At 64.3% G+C, this 21810-nt stretch carries 14 protein-coding genes and 1 pseudogene; 9 read left to right on the top strand and 6 right to left on the bottom strand.

The window, feature by feature from the left end; all coding sequences use genetic code 11:
• The gene (gene modB / locus MKI88_RS13560) at nucleotides 1–696 is read left to right on the top strand and encodes a molybdate ABC transporter permease subunit (RefSeq protein ID WP_241631925.1); all 696 of its coding nucleotides are present in this window, start codon (nucleotides 1–3) and stop codon (nucleotides 694–696) included.
• The gene (locus tag MKI88_RS13555) at nucleotides 686–1309 is read left to right on the top strand and encodes a molybdenum ABC transporter ATP-binding protein (protein ID WP_241631924.1); all 624 of its coding nucleotides are present in this window, start codon (nucleotides 686–688) and stop codon (nucleotides 1307–1309) included. Before modB ends, MKI88_RS13555 begins: the two co-directional genes overlap by 11 nt.
• A 10-nt stretch (nucleotides 1310–1319) precedes the next feature.
• Here MKI88_RS13555 and MKI88_RS13550 read toward each other — a convergent pair whose 3' ends face one another.
• From MKI88_RS13550 to MKI88_RS13535, 4 genes are all read right to left on the bottom strand, one after another.
• On the bottom strand, nucleotides 1320–2891 hold the full coding sequence (locus tag MKI88_RS13550) for a glycoside hydrolase family 18 protein (RefSeq protein ID WP_241631923.1): 1572 nt from the start codon (nucleotides 2889–2891) through the stop codon (nucleotides 1320–1322).
• Nucleotides 2892–3054: 163 nt separating this feature from the next.
• Entirely contained in the window at nucleotides 3055–3933 is an 879-nt protein-coding gene (locus tag MKI88_RS13545; protein ID WP_241631922.1) for a LytTR family DNA-binding domain-containing protein, read from the bottom strand.
• Entirely contained in the window at nucleotides 3930–5045 is a 1116-nt protein-coding gene (locus MKI88_RS13540) for a sensor histidine kinase (protein WP_241631921.1), read from the bottom strand. The genes MKI88_RS13545 and MKI88_RS13540 overlap by 4 nt, the downstream gene beginning before the upstream one ends.
• A gap of 477 nt (nucleotides 5046–5522) precedes the next feature.
• Nucleotides 5523–6179 (bottom strand): TetR/AcrR family transcriptional regulator, encoded by a 657-nt coding sequence (locus tag MKI88_RS13535; protein ID WP_241631920.1) that lies wholly within the window; start codon nucleotides 6177–6179, stop codon nucleotides 5523–5525.
• Between the two features lie 269 nt (nucleotides 6180–6448).
• Here MKI88_RS13535 and MKI88_RS13530 point away from each other — a divergent pair, with 269 nt between their 5' ends.
• The 5 genes from MKI88_RS13530 to MKI88_RS13510 all read left to right on the top strand — a co-directional run bounded on the left by MKI88_RS13530 (nucleotide 6449) and on the right by MKI88_RS13510 (nucleotide 18121).
• Nucleotides 6449–7471: a sensor histidine kinase gene (locus MKI88_RS13530; RefSeq protein ID WP_241631919.1), complete on the top strand. Its 1023-nt coding sequence runs from the start codon at nucleotides 6449–6451 to the stop codon at nucleotides 7469–7471.
• A complete protein-coding gene (locus MKI88_RS13525; protein WP_241631918.1) occupies nucleotides 7468–8265 on the top strand; it encodes a LytTR family DNA-binding domain-containing protein in 798 nt (265 codons plus the stop codon). The genes MKI88_RS13530 and MKI88_RS13525 overlap by 4 nt, the downstream gene beginning before the upstream one ends.
• A 137-nt stretch (nucleotides 8266–8402) precedes the next feature.
• Nucleotides 8403–9209, top strand: coding sequence for a CsgG/HfaB family protein (locus MKI88_RS13520; protein ID WP_241631917.1), 807 nt, complete (start codon nucleotides 8403–8405; stop codon nucleotides 9207–9209).
• Nucleotides 9210–9491: 282 nt separating this feature from the next.
• On the top strand, nucleotides 9492–17222 hold the full coding sequence (locus MKI88_RS13515; protein ID WP_241631916.1) for an autotransporter outer membrane beta-barrel domain-containing protein: 7731 nt from the start codon (nucleotides 9492–9494) through the stop codon (nucleotides 17220–17222).
• Nucleotides 17223–17296: 74 nt separating this feature from the next.
• Complete coding sequence (locus MKI88_RS13510; RefSeq protein WP_241631915.1) at nucleotides 17297–18121, top strand: hypothetical protein; 825 nt, start codon at nucleotides 17297–17299, stop codon at nucleotides 18119–18121.
• Between the two features lie 19 nt (nucleotides 18122–18140).
• On the opposite strand, the gene MKI88_RS13505 is transcribed toward MKI88_RS13510, so the two are convergent.
• Together MKI88_RS13505 and MKI88_RS13500 are read right to left on the bottom strand one after the other, a co-directional pair.
• On the bottom strand, nucleotides 18141–19517 hold the full coding sequence (locus MKI88_RS13505; RefSeq protein ID WP_241631914.1) for an FAD-containing oxidoreductase: 1377 nt from the start codon (nucleotides 19515–19517) through the stop codon (nucleotides 18141–18143).
• Complete coding sequence (locus MKI88_RS13500; RefSeq protein ID WP_241631913.1) at nucleotides 19517–19975, bottom strand: DUF4126 family protein; 459 nt, start codon at nucleotides 19973–19975, stop codon at nucleotides 19517–19519. Before MKI88_RS13500 ends, MKI88_RS13505 begins: the two co-directional genes overlap by 1 nt.
• Nucleotides 19976–20565: 590 nt before the next feature.
• On the opposite strand from MKI88_RS13500, the gene MKI88_RS13495 reads away from it, so the two are divergent.
• Nucleotides 20566–20781 (top strand): hypothetical protein, encoded by a 216-nt coding sequence (locus MKI88_RS13495; protein ID WP_241631912.1) that lies wholly within the window; start codon nucleotides 20566–20568, stop codon nucleotides 20779–20781.
• 396 nt (nucleotides 20782–21177) lie between these two features.
• Nucleotides 21178–21810 (top strand): annotated as a pseudogene (locus tag MKI88_RS13490) (hypothetical protein); the annotation flags it as partial.

Raw genomic sequence — 21810 nt, 5'->3', positions numbered from 1 at the left:
ATGCTCTCCGCCGAGGAAATCGGGATCATCCTGCTCTCGCTGAGGGTCAGCATCGTCGCGGTCGCCGCGATCCTGCCTTTGTCCTTCGGCATCGCCTGGCTGCTCGCGCGCAAGCGCTTCCCGGGGCGCGTGCTGCTCGATGCGCTGGTCCACCTGCCGCTGGTGGTGCCCCCGGTAGTCACGGGCTGGCTGTTGCTGCTCGCTTTCGGCCGCAACGGCCCCGTTGGCGCCTGGCTCGAAAGCTGGTTCGGCGTCACGGTGATGTTCCGCTGGACGGGCGCCGCGATCGCGGCGGCGGTCATGGCGCTGCCGCTTACGGTGCGCGCGATGCGGCTGTCGATCGAGGCGGTCGACCGACGGCTGGAGAGCGCCGCGCGGACGCTGGGCGCGTCGCCGCTGCACGTCTTTGCGACGATCACGCTGCCGCTCGCGGTGCCGGGCATTGTCGCGGGCGCGGTGCTGGGATTTGCGCGTTCGATCGGTGAGTTCGGCGCGACGATTACCTTCGTGTCGAACATCCCCGGCGAGACGCAGACGCTGCCGCTCGCCATCTATGGCGCACTGCAGATTCCGGGTGCGGAGGCGATGGTGACCCGGCTGGCGATCATCTCGGTGATCCTGTCGCTGGCGGCGCTGGTTGCCTCCGAACTGCTCGCACGGCGCGCGGGCCACGGGCGGGGCGGCCATGTCCTTTGAGATCGATGTCGAGGTGCGGCTGGGCGCTGCGGACATCGCTGCGTCATTCAGCGCCGGTCCCGGGCTGACGGCATTGTTCGGCCCCTCGGGCGCGGGCAAGACCACGATCCTCAACATGGTTGCGGGGCTTGTCCGCCCCGACCGGGGCCATATCGTCATTGCGGGCGAGTCGCTCTTCGACCACGACGCAGCCATCGATCGCCCGGTCGAAGCGCGCCGCGCAGGTTATGTGTTCCAGGACGGCCGCCTCTTCCCGCACCGCCGCGTGCGAGCCAACCTGCTTTATGGCGAGCTCGTTGCCGACCCGGCGCGGCGCTGGATATCGCTTGAGGAGGTTACCGACTTCCTCGGGATCGGACATCTGCTCGACCGCTGGCCGCGCACATTGTCGGGCGGCGAAGCGCAGCGTGTCGCGATCGGGCGCGCGCTGCTCTCGGCCCCGCGCTTCCTGCTGATGGACGAGCCGCTCTCCTCACTCGACGCGGCGCGGCGCGAGGAAATCATGCAGGTGATCGAGCGCGTGCGCGACACACTCGGCCTGCCGATCCTCTATGTCAGCCACGACCACGCCGAGGTTGAACGGCTGGCGACGACAGTGATCGCGGTCGGCTGAACCTCACCCATTACGGTCGTTGGGGCAGGAAGGCCCGCTTTGTCGCGGCGAGGAGAGGATTGGTTCTGGACTGTGGCAGATAGCCATAGTTGATCGTCCACAGGATCGTGCCGCCCACGCCTGTCTCGCGCACCCAGCTGCCCTTTGCCGCGATCGAGCGCTCGTCATCGTAGGACAGATAGCCGGCGCGCGGTGAGGCCGGATCGATTGCGGGAACATATCCACCAGCGCCATAGCTGCGATAGCTGGCTTTGGCAGTGTCGTCCCAATGATAGGTGCCATTGCGATCGTCGAGATAACCCTTGCGAACCAGCTCGTTATAGCGAAGTGCCACGTCATCGATTATGAATGTGCTGTTGCCCGCCGTGCTCTGCCGCGGCCCGGTGATCGTCGGGCCGTAGTAGATGCCATAGAAGCCAATACCGATACCGATTTTCCAGCGTGGTACACCCGTCGCGACATAGGCGTTGATACTGGTATTGAGGTCATAGGGCGTTGTCCCGGTGGCGCCGAAGATCGGACCGCTGAACCACGAATCCCAACCAGCGCCGTTGAATGCGGTGCCGGCGCCGTAGCTCATCAGATTATACTGATCGACCATGTTTGCCACATCTGCCTGCCATTGCTCGACCCGTCCGCCGGGTTCGAGGAAGTTGATGCTGACTGCATAGCCGGGAAAGGTGACGATCACCGGGCGGTTGGCGCCACTGTAGCGCGGGCGAGAATTGGCCGCGGTGCGGATGTCGGAGATCAGTGCCATCAGTCGCCGTCGTGCCTCGGCGGCACTCACGCCCATGCCGGCATTGCCCTCGAGTTCGTTCTCCCAGTCGATGTCCACGCCGTCATAGTCGTGCGCCACGAGGTAATCGACGACGTTGCGGACGAACGTGGGACGCATCGCGTCGGTGGTCGAGAGCAGGAAGCCGATGCCGTCGGGGCCGTCACCACCGAGCATGAGAAGCGCCCTGGTCTGTGCGGCGTGCGCGCGCTGCACCAGATAGTCCTCGACGCTGCGCGTACCGTCGGGCGACAGACCGGGATCATGCGCAGTGCCCGCACCACGAACCACCGTGCCGGGGGTGCCGCCAAGCGAACCTCCTCCGGGCGCGACGCGGCCGAAGACGAAGTGCGTCATCGCGGTCATATCGACCTCTTGCGGCGGGTACATCACGTCCCAATACCAGCCCGCATAATAGCCGGTGACCCAGGCTGTCGCTGCGGTGGGGGTGGCGACGCGGACCGTCGCGGTTGCCGTCCTGTTCGGATCGGCAGCGCTCGCGGCAATGACGTGGTAGGTGCCCGTAGCGGCAGGCGCCGTATAGAGCCCCGCCGCACTGATCGTGCCGCCCGCCGCACCTTCCTGAACGCGCCAGTTGCACTGTGTGTTGGTGCTGCCGGTAACGGTGCACGCGAACTGCTGGATGGCGGAGGGCACGATCTCGACGTCCGCGGGCGCGATCGACACCTGAACGACGGGCGGCGGGGGTGGCGGCGGAACCCCGCCACCCTGATCGCCGGAGTCACCGCCGCACGCGGCAAGCAAGAGCGTTGTCGCAAGCAGGGCTATGCCACGTCGATTCATCTGATCCCCCGGTAAGTAACCCACGGCGTCGCTTCGACGACGCTTTGATCGAACCGCTGGCGCGTTCGTACGACCGAGGGCAGATGCGATGCGACCAACGAGCGGTCTGTCACGACGAAGAATGGTAAGCGCGATGTTCAGTAATTCCTGTGCGCCGTCGCCATCAGGCGCGTGCCGAATTGTCTCGCAGATGCTTAAGCGCGCGTGCGGCGCCCGAGTTTGCGGGCCTGGCCTGCAGTTCGTTGTCTTGGGTGTGGCGCAATAACGCGCGGATGGCCTTGGTATAGGTTCTTCCGATACGAATTTCGGCACCCGAAGCCAGGCGCGCGCGGAAGTGCCCATATCCCTCGAGCCGTACTGCGGCGACACAATCCCTGCGCACCAGTGCCGAGCGGCGAACGCGGATAAAGGCTTCGGGATCGAGCCGATCCTGTATGCTGCCCATCGTTTCGCGCAGCATATAGGACTGCCCATAGGCGTGGACGTGCACATAGTCGCGATCGGCTTCGACCCATTCGATATCCTTGACCAGCACGCGCACAAATTCACCCCGCCGCTGCGCCCATATCTCGGTTTCATAACGTGGGGATGCGGCCTGCCCGGCGGCCTGCGCGCGCAGTTCCGAGAGGAGCGCCTGGAGTTGCTCAGCGTGCTGGCAGGCTTCCGCGGCCGCCATCCGGCTACGGGCCTTGTCGAGCGCTGACTGGAGTCGTTCGAACTCGACAGGCTTCAGGATGTAGTCGACAGCGCGCACTTCGAAGGCGCGGGGCGCGAATGCGTTGAGCGCGGTCACAAAGATGACCAGCGGCATATCGGGGCCTTTGAGCGCTTCGACGACTTCGAACCCGCCCATCCCGGCCAGCTTGATATCGAGCAGCAGCACATCGGGTCGATGGGCAGCGATCAGTTCCAGCGCCTGATGACCGCTGCAGGCCGTGCCGACCATCTGTACGCCGCGCATCTGCCCCAGCGCGATCTCCAGCCGCCTCAGTGCCTGCGGCTCCTCGTCGACCGCCAGAACCCGCAAAACGCCCGTCATCATGCAAACTCCAATGGCATTGTAAGCCGCACCCTGAAGCCCGAAGGCTCCATCCCGGCATCCATGCGCGCGCGTGCGCCGAACCGACTGACCAGTCGTTCGCGGACATCGGGCAGGCCCAGGTCCGCGCGCCCTCTGGCTGTGCCGTTGTCCGGTCCATTGTCGTGAACCTCGACCACCAGCAGGTCTCCTTCCGCATGCGCCCCAATCTTAAGAACCAGCGTTTCGCCGGGTTCGCGCAGGTCATGACTGAGCGCGTTCTCGATCAGGGGCTGAAGGATCAGACCGGGCATTCGTGCTCCTTCCAGTATCGACGGCATGTCGATCTCCACGGCAAGACAATCGGCAAAGCGGATCTGCTCGATGTCCAGATAGAGCTTCTGCAACGCGATCTCGTCGGCCAGGCGCACGTCCTTGAGAGGATCCGCTGTGATCGTCGCGCGGAAGAAATTGGCGAGCGCCAGCACCATTCTTTCCGCGTCTTGCGCGCGATGCTCGAGGATCAGCGCCGAAATCGAATTCAGCGTGTTGAACAGGAAATGCGGATTGACCTGATAGCGCAGCGCGCTGACCTGCGCCTGATGTGCCTGCGCCTCGACCATGGCCAGCCTGCGCTCGCGGTCGCGGATTTCGGCGTTGTAGGACAGTGCGAGCACGGTGACCGTCCACAAGCCGAGGGGCGCGATCGATGCGAGCCCGCCGAGCAGCAACAGCCGAAACGTGAACGGCGCGTCCGCCATCGTGGCGATCGTCAGTTGCGCCACCGCCGAGAAGACAAAAGCGCCCGCGAACATCGCCAGCACGGCGCAAACGAGTTGCTGCCAGAAGGGCCGGCCCCTTGCCATCTTGATGGCAAGATAGAGCGCATAGCAGAGCAGTGCGCCCAGCCCGCAAACCACGAGCTCCGACGGAGCCATGACATATTGCAGCAGCCCCGATAGCCATGCGTCGATGCCTTGCTGACGCTCCTGTTCCCGCAAGCTTGCATAGGCAAAGTAGATGATCTGAAAACCGATCCAGTAGACCGCGATCAGCACAAGCACGGTGCGGCGTTCGGCGGCTTCTCCCGATGACAGGAACAGGTTGGACCTGTGCGTGCTCATTTGCATCAGCATGCAGCTTCTCTTTCATCGCCGCCTGCGGCTGTCGATAGACGTTCGTCGCGCAATTCAGCCGTTTGTCGAGGATCGCGCGCGTTGGTGCGAACGACTGGACCGGACGTCGCCGGGACTGTTTTCCCGTCTGGCCGATGCTCTAATATTTGATTGCGGCCCGACCGCGTTTCTGTCGGGCAAGGTCGGCCGCTCGTTCACAGCGGTGTTGTTCTCACTTCTCACCGTTTCGGGGGCGGCGTTTGCCGCTTGCAACTCGAGGGGCGCTACGGCGCCCCTCTTTCTTTTGCGATGCCTGTGGGCGCTACGGCGCCCCTCCTTCGTGTGCGGTGCCTGCGCAATGCGGGCCATAGGGCTGGCGGGGGCAGAAAACACTTCAGCCCCCGGCCACAGGCCGGGGGCTTCGGCGACCCGAAGCACTTTGGGTCAAACGCTATGTCCAAAGTGCTTCAGCGAACCAGCGCTGACGTCGTGGGGTATTCAGGCTGCGATCGCGCCGGGTTGTTCGTGTTGCACAAGGAAGGCGCGCACGATCGCGTCGGGCCCGCTATGCGCTCCGGTTTCAGGGGAGTTGAAGATACTGGTCGAGGTCGCAGCCGCCTGAAGCGTCCACAGGAGCTGAAACGCGGCGCAGTGAGGATCGCCCTTGAACCAGCCTGCGGTTTTTGCGTCGTCGAGAAATGCGATCAGCGCGTCGCTGAGAGGCTTCTGGATCGCGGCGTCATAGGCGGCGGCAATCCAGGGATGCGCATGGCGATCACGGACCACCGAAAGCATGAGGTCGAGATGTCGTTCATCGGCGAAGAGGCGCGATGCCTGTGTGGCGAAGCGCGACAGGGCGAGCGCCCTGGGAAGTCGCGCAGTGACAGCCGTTGGAACGAGCGGCTCGAGGCCGGCGATCAGTGTCTTCAGGGAGACCTCGAAGAGCTCGGTGATGCTCGCGAAGTGGTTGTAGATGGTGCGGCGGGTATAACCAGCCTCTTGCGCGATCAGCTCCATGCTCAGTCCGTCGAGACTGCGTTCGCGCAGCAACTGCCGGGCAACGTCAAGGATCACGCCGCGTCCGCAGCCGCGCCGGCGACGGGCCGGGGGCATCTTTGGAATGCCTGGTGACAGGCTGACAGCTTGTACGAGCATCACTCGCAAATTCCCTCTCTGGCTGCGACGCGTACCATCCGCGTGTCCAGTGAGATCACAGGCTTGGCCGAACTTCGGGAGGGGATTCGCGATCGACAAACGCTGCGCCGCGTCGAATGAGGCCGGCGCACGACCAACGACAAGAATATGCTGACGAATGGCAATCGACAGTCCGGCGCTTTGATGGGACAGTCCGCCGCGAATTCGAATGGAAGGGCTGGGCGCAGTTGCCTATCGCGGTTTCAGGAACAGACGAGCACCGGGCATATGTGCGCGCGATCCTGGCATTCTGGATCGTGCATTTCTGCGTCTTGATGGCGCTGTCCAAGCTGTCCGGCGCGACGTACATGCTCGACATCGCGCTGCGGCGCGTCCCCTTTACGATGGTGGCGATGCTCCTGTGTTATGCGATCTATCGCATATTGCAGCGTCGTCGCGCGGATTCCTTCTGGCGCCTGGCGCTGACCGCCGGCGCACTGGCGCTCGTCGCGGCCGCCATTTATGGCCTGGTGACGACGATCGGCTTTGCCTTCATCGCCCCCATACGTGATTTCGGACCCTATCAGTGGCGCATGTTCCTCGAGGACAGCTTCATCTGGCTCTATTCCTTTTTCTCCTGGGCGGCGATCCATCTGGCGATGGTCTACAGCTTCGAGGTGGGCGACCGCGAAAGGCGGCTGGCGCAGGTGGAGGCGCTCGCGCATCAGGCGCAGGTCCATGCTCTGCGCTATCAGGTCAATCCGCATTTCCTGTTCAACACGCTCAATTCGATCTCGTCGATGATCTGGGAGCGTGAGCTGCAGGGAGCGGAGGCGATGCTCGTGAGCCTTTCGGCGTTCCTGCGCACGACCCTGGAGATCGATCCCGCCGAGGACGTGACGCTGTCGCAGGAAATCGCGCTCCAGAAGCTCTATCTGGAAATCGAGCAGATCCGCTTTTCCGAACGGCTGACGGTCGAGATCGACATTCCGCTCGAACTTCAGGACGCGCGCGTGCCGAGCCTGATACTGCAGCCGCTGGTCGAGAATGTCATCAAATACGCGGTGGCGCCTTCCAAGCAGGCGACCCGGTTGCGCATTGCCGCCAAGCGCTGCGATGACCGGCTGATGCTTCATGTCGAGGATGACGGCGCGGCCGCCAAGATCAATGGTGGCACAGGTGTCGGGCTGCACAATGTCCGTCAGCGGCTCGCCACACGCTTCGGCGAAAGCTGGACATTCGATGCAGGCCCCACGGCGCAACGCGGCTTTCGCGTCACGCTTGGCATGCCCTTGCAGTACGCCGCCCAATGAGACTGCGCGTGCTGGTCGTCGACGATGAGGCTCTTGCGCGGCGCCGGCTGGTGACGATGCTGCGCGACATCGTCGATGTCGAAGTCGTCGGCGAGGCTGCCGATGGCGATGAGGCGCTGGAACTGGTCCGCAAGGCGACGCCCGACATCATCCTGCTCGACATCAAGATGCCAGGGCGCAACGGCTTCGAGCTGGTGCCGCTGCTCGAGGGGCCGGACATCCCCGTGATCATCTTCGTGACCGCGTTCGGCCATTATGCGGTCAAGGCGTTCGAGATGTCCGCGGTAGACTATCTGATGAAGCCAGTGGCGTTTGACCGGATGCGCGAGGCGATCGCGCGCGCGCGCACGACGTTGCGCTCGCGCGACGCGCAGAGCCGCATCGCCGAGATGACCGAAGTCATCGCGGCGCTGCGCGATCATGCCGATGGCGTTCCGGAAGCGCCCGCCTATGAGCGCGAATTCTGGGTCCAGCGGCGCGGCGAATATGTCCGGGTGCCGGTCGCCCGGATCGAATGGATCGGCGCCGAACGCGATTATGTTCGCCTCCATGCGGGAGAGGACGCTCATCTCATGCGTGAGACGATGAACGGAATGGCCGGGCGCCTAGATCCGGCCGCCTTCATCCGGGTGCACAGGTCTGCGCTTGTTCGGCGCGCGATGATCACCGCGATCCGCCAGGCCGGTTACGGTGCGCTCAAGGTCGTCCTGACCAACGGCATCGAAGTTCCCGTCGGGCGGACCTACGCGTCGGCCATTCGCGACCTGCTCAATGGAAAGAGCATTGCTGAATAGTCCGGAAAATATACAAGTAAAAATGATCCATATGTCACATATGTTCGTGTTTTTTCACGAATATGTGAAGGTAAATATGTTCTAATATTTGAATAATTCCATTACGCATCCCGTCACGTCAATATGGGATGTTGTATATGAAGCGCTTGGTTGCCGGGATATGTCGCGCATCGGGCGCTTCGCTTGTAGTGGCGGCGCTGATTTCGGTTTCGCTTCCGGCCACGCCTGCTGCCGCGCAATCCAAGGCGCGCAAGACGCAGGTCAAGAAGACCGCGGAGATCCCGGTCTGCGCGACGAAGATTGGGACGATCGCGATCGTCGAGCCCGAGGCGCCGCAATGGGGGCAGTACGGACTTTCCTCACCCGAAGCGATCCTCAAGCTCTTTGCCGCCAAATCGGGCTGCTTCGGCATCGTCGACCGCAACAAGGGCATGTCGGTGGCGCTCGCGGAGCGCGATCTCGCGGCCTCGGGCGAACTGCAGCGGGGGAGCAATCTGGGCAAGGGGCAGGTCAAGGCCGCCGACTATTTCATCGTGCCCGACATCGTGAACCAGAACGGCAATTCGGGCGGCGGCGGGATCGCCGCGGGGCTTGGCAGCGTCAGCGGGCTGTTCGGCCGCAAGGCCGGGATGCTCGGCGGGCTGGTCGGATCGCTCAATGTGAAGAAGAAGGAAGCCAGCGTCACGCTCGCGCTGGTCAATGCGCGCACCACCGAGCAGGAGCGCGTGGTCGAGGGTTTCGCCAAGAAGACCGACATCGGCTTTGGCGGCGGCACCGGCTATTTCGACGGCTGGGGCGGCGGGTTCGCCGGCAGCAGCTACGAGAATACCGAGATGGGGCAGGTCGTGGCGCTCGCCTATCTCGACGCCTTCACCAATCTCGTCCGCCAGCTCGGCGGCCTCCCCGAAAACGCAGCCGCCGCAGCGCCCGCCGCCAAGGATTGAGCGCGCCGCTGGTGGACGGGCGCCCCGGTCCGCACCCCGGATATGATGTTGAAATTGCAGCGGCAAATGCCGCCTGCCGCGCTCACCCCGTGGACCCCCGAACGCTGAGCGCGAACGGCTGAAATCCACCGGAAATGGCGCGAAACTTCACAGTTTTGTGAAGTTAAATCATTGGAAAATAAACAAAAAAAATGGCACCTGCCCCAAGCTTACGTGGCGATGGATCAGGGGGGATCGCTCGTCGTCGCGCTCATTTTGCAGCAGTTTTTTGGAGGAATTTTGATGTTCAGTGTCGACGCCCCGGTTGCGACTTCCACGCGCAGCGCGATCCATCGCCGTCTCGGCCGTTCGGGCCTGCTGTTGAGCGCGGCTACCGCCGCGATCGTGCTCTCCGCATCGCCCGCGCGCGCCGAATGCGTGACCGCGCCCGATGGCGGCGTGGTGTGCACGGGGACGACGCAGGATTATGTGTCGAGCGTCGACGGCCAGGTCACGACGGTGAATGCGGGCGCGATCCTGACGTCGAGCACGCCCGATGGTTTCGGATTCGTCTTTGATGCGGGCGGCAGGCTCGTCACCAACGGTTCCGTGCTTTCGGAGACGGGCGAGGCAATCGCGGTCTCGGCCCCGGCCGTGCAGATCGTGATCGGCCGCGCCGGCACCGTCACCGGCCGGACCGGGATCAATTCGGAGAGCGGCACCCGCGTCTCGATCGACAATTCAGGAGCGATTCGCGGCGAAAGCCTGGCCGTCAATAATGGCAATGGCTATGTCAACCTGCGCAATCGTGCGGGCGCCACGGTCACTGGCGGAGTTCGTGCGCAGGAAGCGGACGTCGTCAATGACGGGCGGATCGATGGCGGGTCGGCGATCGCGATCGGCGCCGAGGGCGTCAACCTGGTCAATCGCGGTACGGTGACGGGCAGCGGCGCCAATGGAACGGTCAATTCGGTCTTCGTCGGGGTCGAGAATAGCGGCGTGATCGAGGCGACCGGCGACGGACCCGCAATTTATGCGCTCAGCGCGAACATCGTCAACAAGGCGGGTGGTGTGATCCGCGCGGCGACGGGCCCCGCGATCCATGTCCGCAACGCGCAGATTCCCCTCGCGCCCGGTTTTGCGCCCGGCGATGACAACGTCATTGAAAATGCCGGCGCGATCGTCGGCGACGTGGTGTTCGACGGCGATACCGAGGATCTGTTCTTCCAGCGCATCGGTGGCACGGTCACTGGCAATATCAACCTGGGTGGCGGCGACGATGCCTTCTATTTCGAGGGCCGCGGCGATGTGATCGCGGGCGGGGTCAGCGGCACGATCGACGGCGGCGACGGCGTCGACATCTACGGCGTCCGCATGACCGCCACGGGCAATGTCCAGTTCGGCGCGCTGCCCACGGGTTTCGAGCGCTATGGCCTTGATCTATGCGGCTGCGACGTCACCGCGACGATCACCGCGGCGGATTACACCACTCCGCTCACCATCACCGGCGAAGGCCATGTGATCAATCTCGCCAACATCACGGGCACCGTGACGGGTGACCGCGCGTTCATCGAGCTGTTCGGTGAGGCGGAGCAGGATCTCGACGGCGAATTCGGGCTGAGCTTCACCAATCGCGGCACGATCAATATCACGGGCGATGCGGCGGACGAGCTGATCTCCGTTTACGGCGAAGGCGGCGACACGAACTACATCACCCAGTTTGCCAATGAAGGAACGATCTCGTTCGGCGGCGAATTTGATTTCGGGCTGGCGCTTGAGGGCTATGGCTTCGATCCCTTTGGCCAGCAGCGCCCGACATTCGTCAACAGCGGAACCATCAGCGGCGGCTCCACCATTGCTAACAGCGTTCTTGTCTCTTTCTCGAATGGCGGTGCCCGAAATAGCGGCACGATCTCCGCGCAGGGCACCAATACGTCGGCGATAGAGCTGGTCTATGCGGAGCTGACCAATGAGGCTGGCGGGTCGATCGCCGCGCAGGGGGGTGTCGCTGTCTGGCTGGGCGCGGATTCGTCGCTCACCAATCGTGGCATCGTAAGGTCCGATGATGCTGTTGCCGTCCAGCTTTTGAATGATCGCTCTGGCGCCGGCACAGTGACGGTCGTCAACGATGCGGGCGCGAGCATTACCGGCGGTGGCGGCGCGATCGTCCGGGCAGCCAGTCCGTTCTATGACGCGGCCAATATCGCCAACAAGGGAAGCATCGTCGGCAACATCGATCTTTCTGCGGGTGCCGAAGACGACATCGTCTGGCTGGCCGAAGGCAGCACCGTCCAGGGCGATGTGCGCATGGGCGATGGCGACGACATCGTCGTACTCGACGTCTCACGTCTGGATCGCCTGGGCAATGTCGACACCAGCGGCGTCGTCACGGGCACGCTCGATCCGGGGGCGGGGGACGACACGCTCTGGGCGCGCGCGGGCACGACGCAGACCGCTAATATCGTGGTCGAACCGATTGCTGGCTATGAAGGCGGGGTCGTCTATGAAGCCGCTGGCGCCAATACGGTGCTGACGCTGCGGGGCTCGCTCGACGCACAGGGCGAAGAGAACGCGCTGACCAACCACACGCTCAACGTGGGCGGCGATGGGACGATCTTCGTCGATACCGACATCAACACGGCGGGCACCGATCTTTCGGCGATCGTGGTGCACGAGGGCGGCACGGGCCAATGGTTCGACGGCAGCCAGGATCGCGTGAATCTCGTTCTGAATCAGTCGATCTTCGGTGGCGTCGCCGATTACACCGTGGACGCCTTTTATGCGGACCGCGTCGAGCTGGCCAATGGCGGGTCGATCCCGGCGGATATCAGCGTGGTTGGCGGCACCGCCCTGCGCGCGGGCATCGGCACTGAAGTCGTTATTCAGGATGGGGCGAGCATTCGTGTGGTCTCGGTGACCGCGCAGCATAACGCGACGCTCATCGAGGGCACCGGCAGCAATATCGTCAATCGCGGGGACATTTACGAGGATTACAACCAGTTTCCGACCGTCGACGACATCTCGACGGGCATCCGGATGGCGGGCGGCAGCTTCACCAACGAACGCCAGGGCAGCAACAATTACGCCACCGTCAACATGTACGGCCATGCCATCGTGGCCGAGGGCGGCGCGCGCATCGTCAATGACGGCCATATCCTGAGCCAATATGGCAATGCCATCGCGGGCGGACGGTTCTCCGTCAGGAACGAGGCGGGCGGCACGATCGGCGGGCAACTGACCGGTAGCCTGATCGGGGTCGCCGGTGCGGCGATCGTCGGCGATCTCAACCAGCAGACCGTCGACAATGCGGGCACCATCAATGGCCATGTGATTCTGGACCGAGGCGATGACACGTACATCGCCTCGGGCGGCACGCTGAACGGCAATCTCGACCTTGGCGAAGGCAATGACAATTTCCTGATGCGCGATGGCGCGGCCGCGAATGTCACGGGTACGCTGACGGGCGGTGACGGCGTCGACGCCTATGGCCGGTCGTTCACAGCCGATGCCAGCTTCGATCTGGCGGCGAACGTCATGCCTGCCGATTTCGAACTGCACGGTGTCGAGGCGATGGGCGACGGCACCGAAGTGACGCTGACCTCAGCGACCACACAGACCAAGGGCTTGCGCGCGTTCGGCGACGGCACCGTGATCAACACCGCAAACTTCAATATCACGAACTCGATCGACCAATATGCCGCGGTTGAAATCGCGTGGATAGAGGGCGGGGCAAACGCCCTCAACTTCGACAATCGCGGTACGATCACCAGCGACAAAATCGGTGTTTCAGCGGACGGCAGTCTCGCGAGCTTCACCAACTCCGGCACGATCAACGCGACCCAGGCGGCGCTGGAAGTCTATCACTCTGGCGGCGGCAGCTTTACGTTCGCCAATACGGGCACCATGTCGTCCACCGCGGATAACTGGGAAACGGTCTACATCAGCGCAGATGGCGAGGGTGAGAATGGCCAAAACCTCAACTTCACCAATGGCGGCCAGATCAATTCGAGCGGCGCCGACGGCACCGCGCTGGTGGTCAGCGCCAATGAGGCGCTGGCGCGCCTTACCAACACCGGTTCGATCAGCGCCACCGGCGCCAATGGCACGGGCGCTTACCTGCTTGTCGACCATCGACTTGATCTGACCAATGGCGGAATGATCGAGGCATCTGGTGCGAGCGGATCCGCACTCGCGATTATCTCCAGGGGCAACGGCACGCTGGTTACGCCCGATGCCGAGAATTGCGACGAGGAATATACGCCTGCCGTCGCGACGCAGGTCACCAATAGCGGCACGATCCGCGCCAATGGCGGGGGCGTGAGCACCGCGTCCGACTATATGATCGCATCGGCGGTGAGCGCGCATGTCGAAGGCGACTACGGCGCCCTCCACATCGCAAACAATGCGGGCGGCCTGATCGAGGCGACCGGCACCGGCTCGTCGGCGGTCATCGTCTCGGGCGAAATGGAGGCCGGTTATGGCGATGAAATCGGCCAGAACCTGTTCCAGCTCGACAATGCGGGCACGATCCGCGGCGGCATCGATACCGTCATTGGTGACGGCGTCTTCGCCGACGCGGGTGGGGCCATTCTCGACGGCCTGGGCGGCGAGGACCGCGTGGTTGCGGGCGCGATCCAGACGATCGACACCACGGATCATATCCGCAACCTTGCGGGCGGCACGATCATCGGCAATGTCGATCTGGGGACGGGCGACGACGTGTTCGAGAATTTCGGCACGCTCACCGGCGATCTGCGCATGGGCGAAGGCGACGACACCTTCGTCTATGCCGCGGCCTCGACCTTCACGGGCATGGCCTATGGCAATGACGGCGTCGACACGCTGCTCGTCGACCTTTCGGGCACGGGCTCGGTCAATTTCGACCAGTTCCGCGGCTTTGAAACGCTGAGCCAGCGCGGGCAGGGCACGGTCTCGATCCGCGGCACGACCGACCAGGCGACGCTCGGCATCGCCGGCTCCAACGTCAGCATCGCGGCGGGCACGACCTTCGACGCGCAGGGCGCGACCGTGCTTCAGGGCTCCGACGCGGTCGAGACGCTCGAGGTTTCGGGCACCGTCGGCGGCGCGGTCGACATGGGCGGCGGCAACGACACCGTCACGCTCTCGCAGGGCGGCCTCATTGACGGCAACCTCCAGATGGGCGCGGGCGACGACCGCGTCGTGCTGGCCGGCGGCACCGTCAACGGCACCATCGACGGCGGTGACGGTTCGGATACGATCGCGTTTCAGATGACGCAGGATACGAGCAGCCTGCCCGATGTGCTGAACTTCGAATCGCTCGACGCGACCGGCAACCACCGCCTGACGCTGAACATGGACCAGAGCTTCGACGTCATTTCCCTGCGGGGCGGCGCCGATCTGACGCTCAACCCGGGTACGACGCCGGGCCACACCATCGGCCAGATCAACGGCGACGACACCGATCAGGACGTCGTGCTGAACGTCGCGCTGACGGGCGGCGTGAACCTCGGCGGCGGCAATGACAGCCTGTCGATGAGCCTGGGCGGCGCGCTGTCCGGCGGCCTCGACGGCGGCGCCGGCACCGACACGCTCAACCTTGCGCTGAGCGCGGCCTCGTCAATCACCGGCGGGCTCAACGGCTTCGAGACGGTCAATGTCGCCGGCGCGTCGCCGCTGACGCTGGGCGGAACGATCGCGGCGAACCAAACGGTCAACTTCGACGGCGGCGATAGCAGCCTGATCCTCGATGCGGGCGCGTCGATCCTCGGCACCGTCAACGGCGGCGCGGGCGACGATCTGCTGACGATCAACACCGTTGCTGGCGGCACGAGCACGATCGGCACGCAGGTGACGGGCTTCGAGGATCTGGTTTCCAACGGCCCCGGCACTCTGAGCATCACGGGCAATGCAACCTACCAGACGGTCGCGATCAACGGCGGCAACCTGTCGCTCGGCGCGGGCGTGGCCATGATCTCGGGTGGCACCACCTTCGACGGCGCCAACAACGTGCTGACGCTCAACGGCGGCGCTTCGCTGGCGGGGCTGGTCGATGGCGGCGCGGGCACCGATCGCCTCGTCCTCAACCAGGCCGCCAACGAAGTGCGCCAGCTGGGTTCGCTCAACTATACCGGCTTCGAACAGCTCGAAGCAGGCGGTGCGGGTGAACTGCGCGTCGACACCAACGCCACGTTTGAAAGCGTCGACCTGCTCGGCGCGCGGCTGACGGTGGTGGCGGGCGCAACGCTCACTGCGCCGGTCACCGGCAACGATGCCGCCAACGTCCTCGACGTTCGTGGGACGATTGCGGGCAATGTCGATCTCGGCGCGGGCGACGATCGCCTGATCCTGGCCGCGGTCAACGCGGTCACCGGGACCCGCGAGGGCGGCGCCGGCACCGACACGATCGACTTCAACACCACGGGCACCGCGGCGGCGCCGGCGACCTGGGACGGCACGGGCGTGACCGGCTTCGAGAACCTGAATGTCTCGGGTGGTGTGCTGTCGCTTACGGGCAACGCCAACTATCAGACCGTCTCCGTCACCGGGGGCCGTCTGATCGGTCAGGCGGGTACGACGATCACCTCGGCGAACGCCATCCTCGTCAGCCAGGGCGCGACCTTCGGTTCGTCGGGCACGGTGAATGCCAATATCGATGTGCGCGGCACGCTGTCGCCGGGTGCATCGCCGGGCACGATGACGGTCAACGGCAATGTCACCTTCCGCACCGGTTCGAACCTGCTGCTCGAGATGACCAATGGGCCGCGCGACCTGCTCAACATCTCGGGGGGGCTCAACATCGAAACGGGGGCCGCGATCGACATCACCGGGGTGCTCACCGCGGCGCCGGGCGGCGCCGTGGACCTGGTGGTCGCCAATGGCGGCATCACCGGCCGCTTCACGACGATCAACAAGTCGACCAGCGTCTTCGGCTTCGTCGCGCAGCGTGGTAACCGCATCCAGATCGTCGGCGAGTTCGCCAATGACACGGCCTTCCCGACCAACACCCAGGCCTCGATCGCTTACGCCAACGAACTGCTCTCAGGCGGTCAGAAGGTCGCGGCGTTCACGGCAGCGCTCAACACGCTGGTCGATGCGCAGGGTCGTTCGAACGGCCCGGCCTTTGCCCAGCTCACCCCCGAAGCCTATGGCTCTGCGACGCAGGCGGCCATCGACAACGGCCTGACGCTGAGCGATGCGGTCCGCAACATGCGTTACACCGCGCCTTCGAGCACCGGCCTGTATGGCTTCGCTCAGGGGCTGGCGCAGTGGAACAACATGAAGGGCGAAAGCACCACGGGTGCATCGGCGTCCGATGTTCAGACCACGGGCTTCATCGGCGGCATCGGCTACGGCTTTGGCGAGGGCAGCCGGATCGGCGGCTTCATCGGCAACGTCTCGTCCGATCAGCGTCTGACGTCGCTCGATGCCACGACCGACACTGACGGTCTGGTCGCCGGTGTGTTTGCCGACGCCAATCTCTCAGGCTTCGGGTTGCACGCGCTTGTTGCCTATGACGGGTCCGAGGCGAAGACCGTGCGCACGCTGATGGCCAATTCGAGCACGGTCCGCTCCGACTATGATCTTGGTGGCCTCGTCGTCGACCTGTCGGCGGACTACGGCTTTGAAATGGGCGGCGTCGCACTCACGCCGCGCCTTGGCCTGACCTATGTCGAGGCGAAGCGTGACGGAGTGGTCGAGCAGCAAAATGCGTTTGCGCTGACCGTCGAAGGCGACAAGAAGAGCGCATGGTTCGGCGATGTGGGGATGGCCTTCAGCCTGAACGACATCGGTGGATTCAGGCCCTATGCCGAGGTTGGCGTCCGCCACATGCTGAGCGGCGATGGCGTCGCGGTCAGCGGCTATTATTCGGACACGCCGCAGGTTGGGCCGGTGACCGTCAGCGGCGTGGAGCGTGACCGTACGGTGGCACGCCTCGGGGCGGGCTTCGGCGCGGATATCGCCAAGGGCGTACGTCTGAATGTCGGCTATGCCGCAGAGATCGGCTCGAATACGCGCCACAACCTCAACGGCGGTGTCACGATCGATTTCTGATCCTGTGTCAGTAGATTGAAAATCGGGGCCGGGCGCAAAGCGTCCGGCCCTTTTTTGTGTGAAGGGGGGAGCTGATGTCCTATCTGGCGCGATACGAAGCCGGCGAACATGAGCGCGTGTGGACCGAGTTGCGGGCGCTCGGCGCGGCCGCGCTCAACGCCGAACATCTGGCGGACGCGCGTAACGTCGCAGATGCGACAATGCGACGGGCGCTATCCAATCTGCAAAGGATCGAAGCGGGACTGCGTGCGATCGGCTATGTCTTTGAAACAAGCGCGCCACCGCCTCTCGATCCCGGTCGCGCCTTGTCGGCGACGCGGCTCGCGGCCGAAGAAACCGTACTTGGCCTTGGGCTTGATCCGGCGATGACGGCGCAGCTGCTGGCTTCGCTCGATCAGACGCTCGGGCCGGCGGCGGGTAACAGCAACGAAAATGCGGCCGGTCAGCGCGTTCGGGCTTCTGCGCTGGGCGACCCGCACCTCCACCTCGACCAGCTTGATCGCTTTGAACGTCTGGCCGGTCCGGCGCCACTGGCGCTCGGCAGCTTCTGGCGCACCGTCGGCTGGGTCGACTTCACGGGTACGCTGCCGGTGACCGTGATAAGGGGACCCCTTATCCTCATGCCTCCCGTGACGCTGGCCGATGATTATGAAGCGCATGTCGAGGACAATGGCGGCGACGCGGGCTTTGCGATCGAACTCGTCGCCGACGCTGATGGAGACGAGTTGGATCCGCTGATCGCGGTGCCCGTCACGAGCGGCGCTGATGCGCGGTTGCCCGATGGCGAGTGGTTCGTCGATTATCTTCGCGGGGCGACGCGCGCAGCCGGTTTGCCGGGAATGGCTGTCGATGCGATACCCGGTCTGGCGAATATCGCGGCGGACTGGGAGCCATTCTGATCCCCGATCCCCGCGGCCGTCAGTCCGCCGGCTTCAGATCGCCAAGCACGGTCGGGATCAGCTCGGAAACCGTGGGATGGATCGGCACCGCCCATTGGAGCGTCGGATAGGGCGCATCCATGTTCATCGCGTCGAGGACGCCGTGGATCGCCTCGTCGCCGCCCGTGCCAAGGATCGTCGCGCCCAGGATGCGCTTGGTGCCGGCGTCGACAATCACCTTCATGAAGCCCTTGGTCTCGTCCTTTTCCACCGCGCGGCCGACGCGGGTCATCGGACGTTTGGCGACGAGGATTGGGCGTCCGGAGCGACGCGCCTCTGCCTCGCCTATTCCGACGCGTCCCAAAGGTGGATCGATGTAGAGGGCGTAGCCCAGAATGCGCTCGGAGAGCTTGCGATCCGCGCCGTCGAGCAGGTTGGCGGCAATGATCTCGAAATCATTATACGCGGTGTGGGTGAAGGCGCCGCGCCCGTTACAGTCGCCCATCGCCCAGATCCCCGGCACATTGGTCTGAAGCAACTCGTCGACGGTGATGTAGCCGCGCGCGTCGGTCGCGATACCTGCCTTTTCGAGCCCGAGATCATGCGTGTTCGGCACGCGTCCGATCGCGAGCAGCACATGGCTCCCGATCACCTGCGGAGCACCTGCGGTGCAGTCGACGCCGACTGCCACGCCCTGTGCATGGCGTGCAAAGCTGATGCATTCGGCATCGGTGCGGATCTCGATCCCTTCGTCCTCAAGGATCGTGCGGACCGCGTCCGACACGTCTTCATCCTCGCGGCCGACAAGACGCGGTCCCATTTCGACGACTGTCACCTGCGCACCGAAGCGGCGATACATCTGCGCGAACTCGAGCCCGATATAGCTGCCGCCTATAACCACCAGATGCTCGGGGAGCGTGTCGAGATCGAGGATCGAGGTGTTGGTGAGATAGTCGACATCGCCGATCCCGGGCATGTCGGGCACGTTCGCGCGGCCGCCAACATTGATGAAGATCCGCGGCGCGGTGAGCAGTTCATCACCCACGCGGATCGTATCGGACGACTCGAAGCGCGCATGGCCTTCGATGACCGTCAGCCCGTCCATCCCGCGCAGCCATTTCTCGACATTGGTGCGCGCATTGGTGCGCACCGTCTCGGCGCGCGCCTGGACGCGCTTCATGTCGATCGCGATATCCCCGATCATCACGCCATAATCGCTGCCACGCCTTGCGAGGTGCGCGGCATAGGCGCAGGCGACGAGCGCCTTGGTGGGCATGCAGCCCGTATTGACGCATGTCCCGCCAAAGAGCTTGCGCTCGACCAGCGCGACTTTCATACCTGCGCCGGTCAGCCGGCCCGCGAGTGAAGGCCCGGCCTGGCCCGCGCCGATGATGATCGCGTCGAATTTCTTTGCCATCACAAACACCCCACTATCAGCAGCGCTCCCCCGATAGCGATTGCGTCCTCGATCAAGGCGGCAGGGCGGTCACGACCAAAGGTGGCGGCAAGCCGCGCGCGCATTGCCGCCCCGCCATAGGTGCCGATCACCGCGCCGATGATGCCTAGTATGAGCCCTGCGACAAGCGCACCCGCCGAAGCGCCGATCGCAGCGCCGCTCAGGCCCCCGAGGAGGATGCGCGCGCCGAACTGGATCGGCACCTTGCGGCTAGGGGTTGATGGAAGCTGGTCGGTGACGAGTTCGACGAACGCGAGCAGCGTGAAGATCCAGGGCGTGAAGCGCCAGCCCATGAAGGCGAGCGCGGTGCCGCTCAGGTCCAGTTCCCCATAGGCCGTTGCCAGGCTGATGGCCGCCGGTGCCATCATTGCGCGAAGGCCGGCGATCACGCCGATGAGCAAGGCCAGTGCATAGATCATGTCGCGTTTCCCCTTCTATCGTGTCAGACGCTGTTGCGAACGAAACTGGCAATCGTGTCCGCACAGATCCGCGGATGTCGGGGCTGCGGACCGCGGCCCGCCTGTGGAAACGTCCGAATATGAAGCAACGCGTTTGCCGGTTGAGCGCATACCTGTTGTCAGCGAGAACGACGATGTCACGGTCACCGCAGATTGCAAGCACCGGAATATCGGCGTGGGCATGGAGGATCAGGCAGGAGCCGTCATGGCCGGGCAAGGCGCTGCGGGGATCACGGCCGTGATGGGGGCAGTTCCACGTAACGTGCAGCGAAGCTCTGCGCGGCTATCCCGCCCGGAAACCATCCTCCGATCACCCGTCCCCGACGGTATGGACCGGGGGCTCGGGCGCCCTCGGTCATGACTTCGCGGCGCCGCCAACTGGCGACAGCCGCAGCCTTTCCTGGATTTCCGCGAGTTTAAAATTTGGTCGGGGAGAGAGGATGGGTTTCTCCACGACGAATAGAGAAATTCCAATCTAGGAATGATAGCGAACGATAGGCAAGCGAATTCGTGCACCGCGGCGCCGGCGCCTCAAGTGCGGAGTGATCGAGATGACAGTCGCCCATGCTATCGCCTACAAGGAGGTGCTGACTCGCCACATCGAGGTGGGAGGCAGCCGGTTCGTCTATCGCGACATTGGGCCGCGGGCAGGCGTGCCGGTCGTCCTGCTCCGCGCACCCGAGCTGCCGAAGGTCGATCTCAGCGGCGATTTCGTTGAGGTGATGTGGTTCCAGGGAGTGACCGATTTCCTCCAGCCAGGAAATTAAGATTGGAGCGGGCGGCCCTCAGCAGCCAAGGATGTCCGCTAGCCCGGTGAGACTCTCGGCGGCCCAGTCCCAATCCTGCGCCGCCTCGGCGTCGCGCGCGCGGCGTCCGCCATATTCCTGCGGGCGGTCGATATATCGCCCGAGACCGGATGGCTCTGGCGTGCGCGCACGCGAGACTGATGGCCCGCGCCATTTTTCGTTTTTTTCTCACACAACGCGGCGTTGTGATCGGGATCACATACAATGGGAATCGTAGTAGCTTGTAAATTAACATTAAATATACCGTTCGTGTGCACTTGCGGCTCGTCCCCGGTCGACGAGGCAGAAGGGGTAGCCTGCGAAACGGCAACGCGATCGTAATCGAGCGCGCGGTTCAGTAATTGGGGGGAGTAACGAGTGACGCGTCCTGGTCTTTGCCGAAATGTAGTTGTCCGCAGCCGTTCAGCCGCGCTGCTCCATTCCACCGCGCTTGTACTGGTATCGCTGACCTTTGCCACGCCTGCGATGGCGGATGGCGGCGCGGGCGGCGGCATAACAGGAGTGTTCGGCTTCCCGGGCGCAAGCGGCGGTATCGACAACCCTGTCGGTATCGGCGGCAATGGGAATAACGGCACTACGGGCGCATTCGACGCGAGCGGCGGCGGCGGCGGCGGCGCTGGTGCCGGCACCGGCGGCACCGGCGGTAGCAGTGTCAGCAACGGGCCTGCCACCAGTGGAGCAGGAGGAACCGGCGGTGTGCATGGTCAGGTCAGCGCCGGCATTCCCGTCGCTACTACCATTGGCACCGATGGCGCTGCCGGGGGCGATGGCTCCAGTGGCAGCAGTTCTCGCGGTGCTGGCGGCGGTGGCGGTGGCGCGGGCGGCTACGGCGCCGTCATCACGGGGACTGGCCTCTCTGGTACGGTTTCCAACGACATTACGGGTGGCAATGGCGGCGGCGGCGGCAATGGCGTCACTGCGTACGGCAGGGGTGGCTCGGGCGGCTCGGGCGGTATCGGCCTCTTTTTCAACGATGGCAGCGCACCGAAT

The organism is Sphingomonas sp. LaA6.9, from assembly GCF_022601895.1.
GTDB lineage: Bacteria > Pseudomonadota > Alphaproteobacteria > Sphingomonadales > Sphingomonadaceae > Sphingobium_A.
Note: the sequence above shows the minus strand (reverse complement) of the source record. Positions and strands in the feature narration are given on the sequence as shown.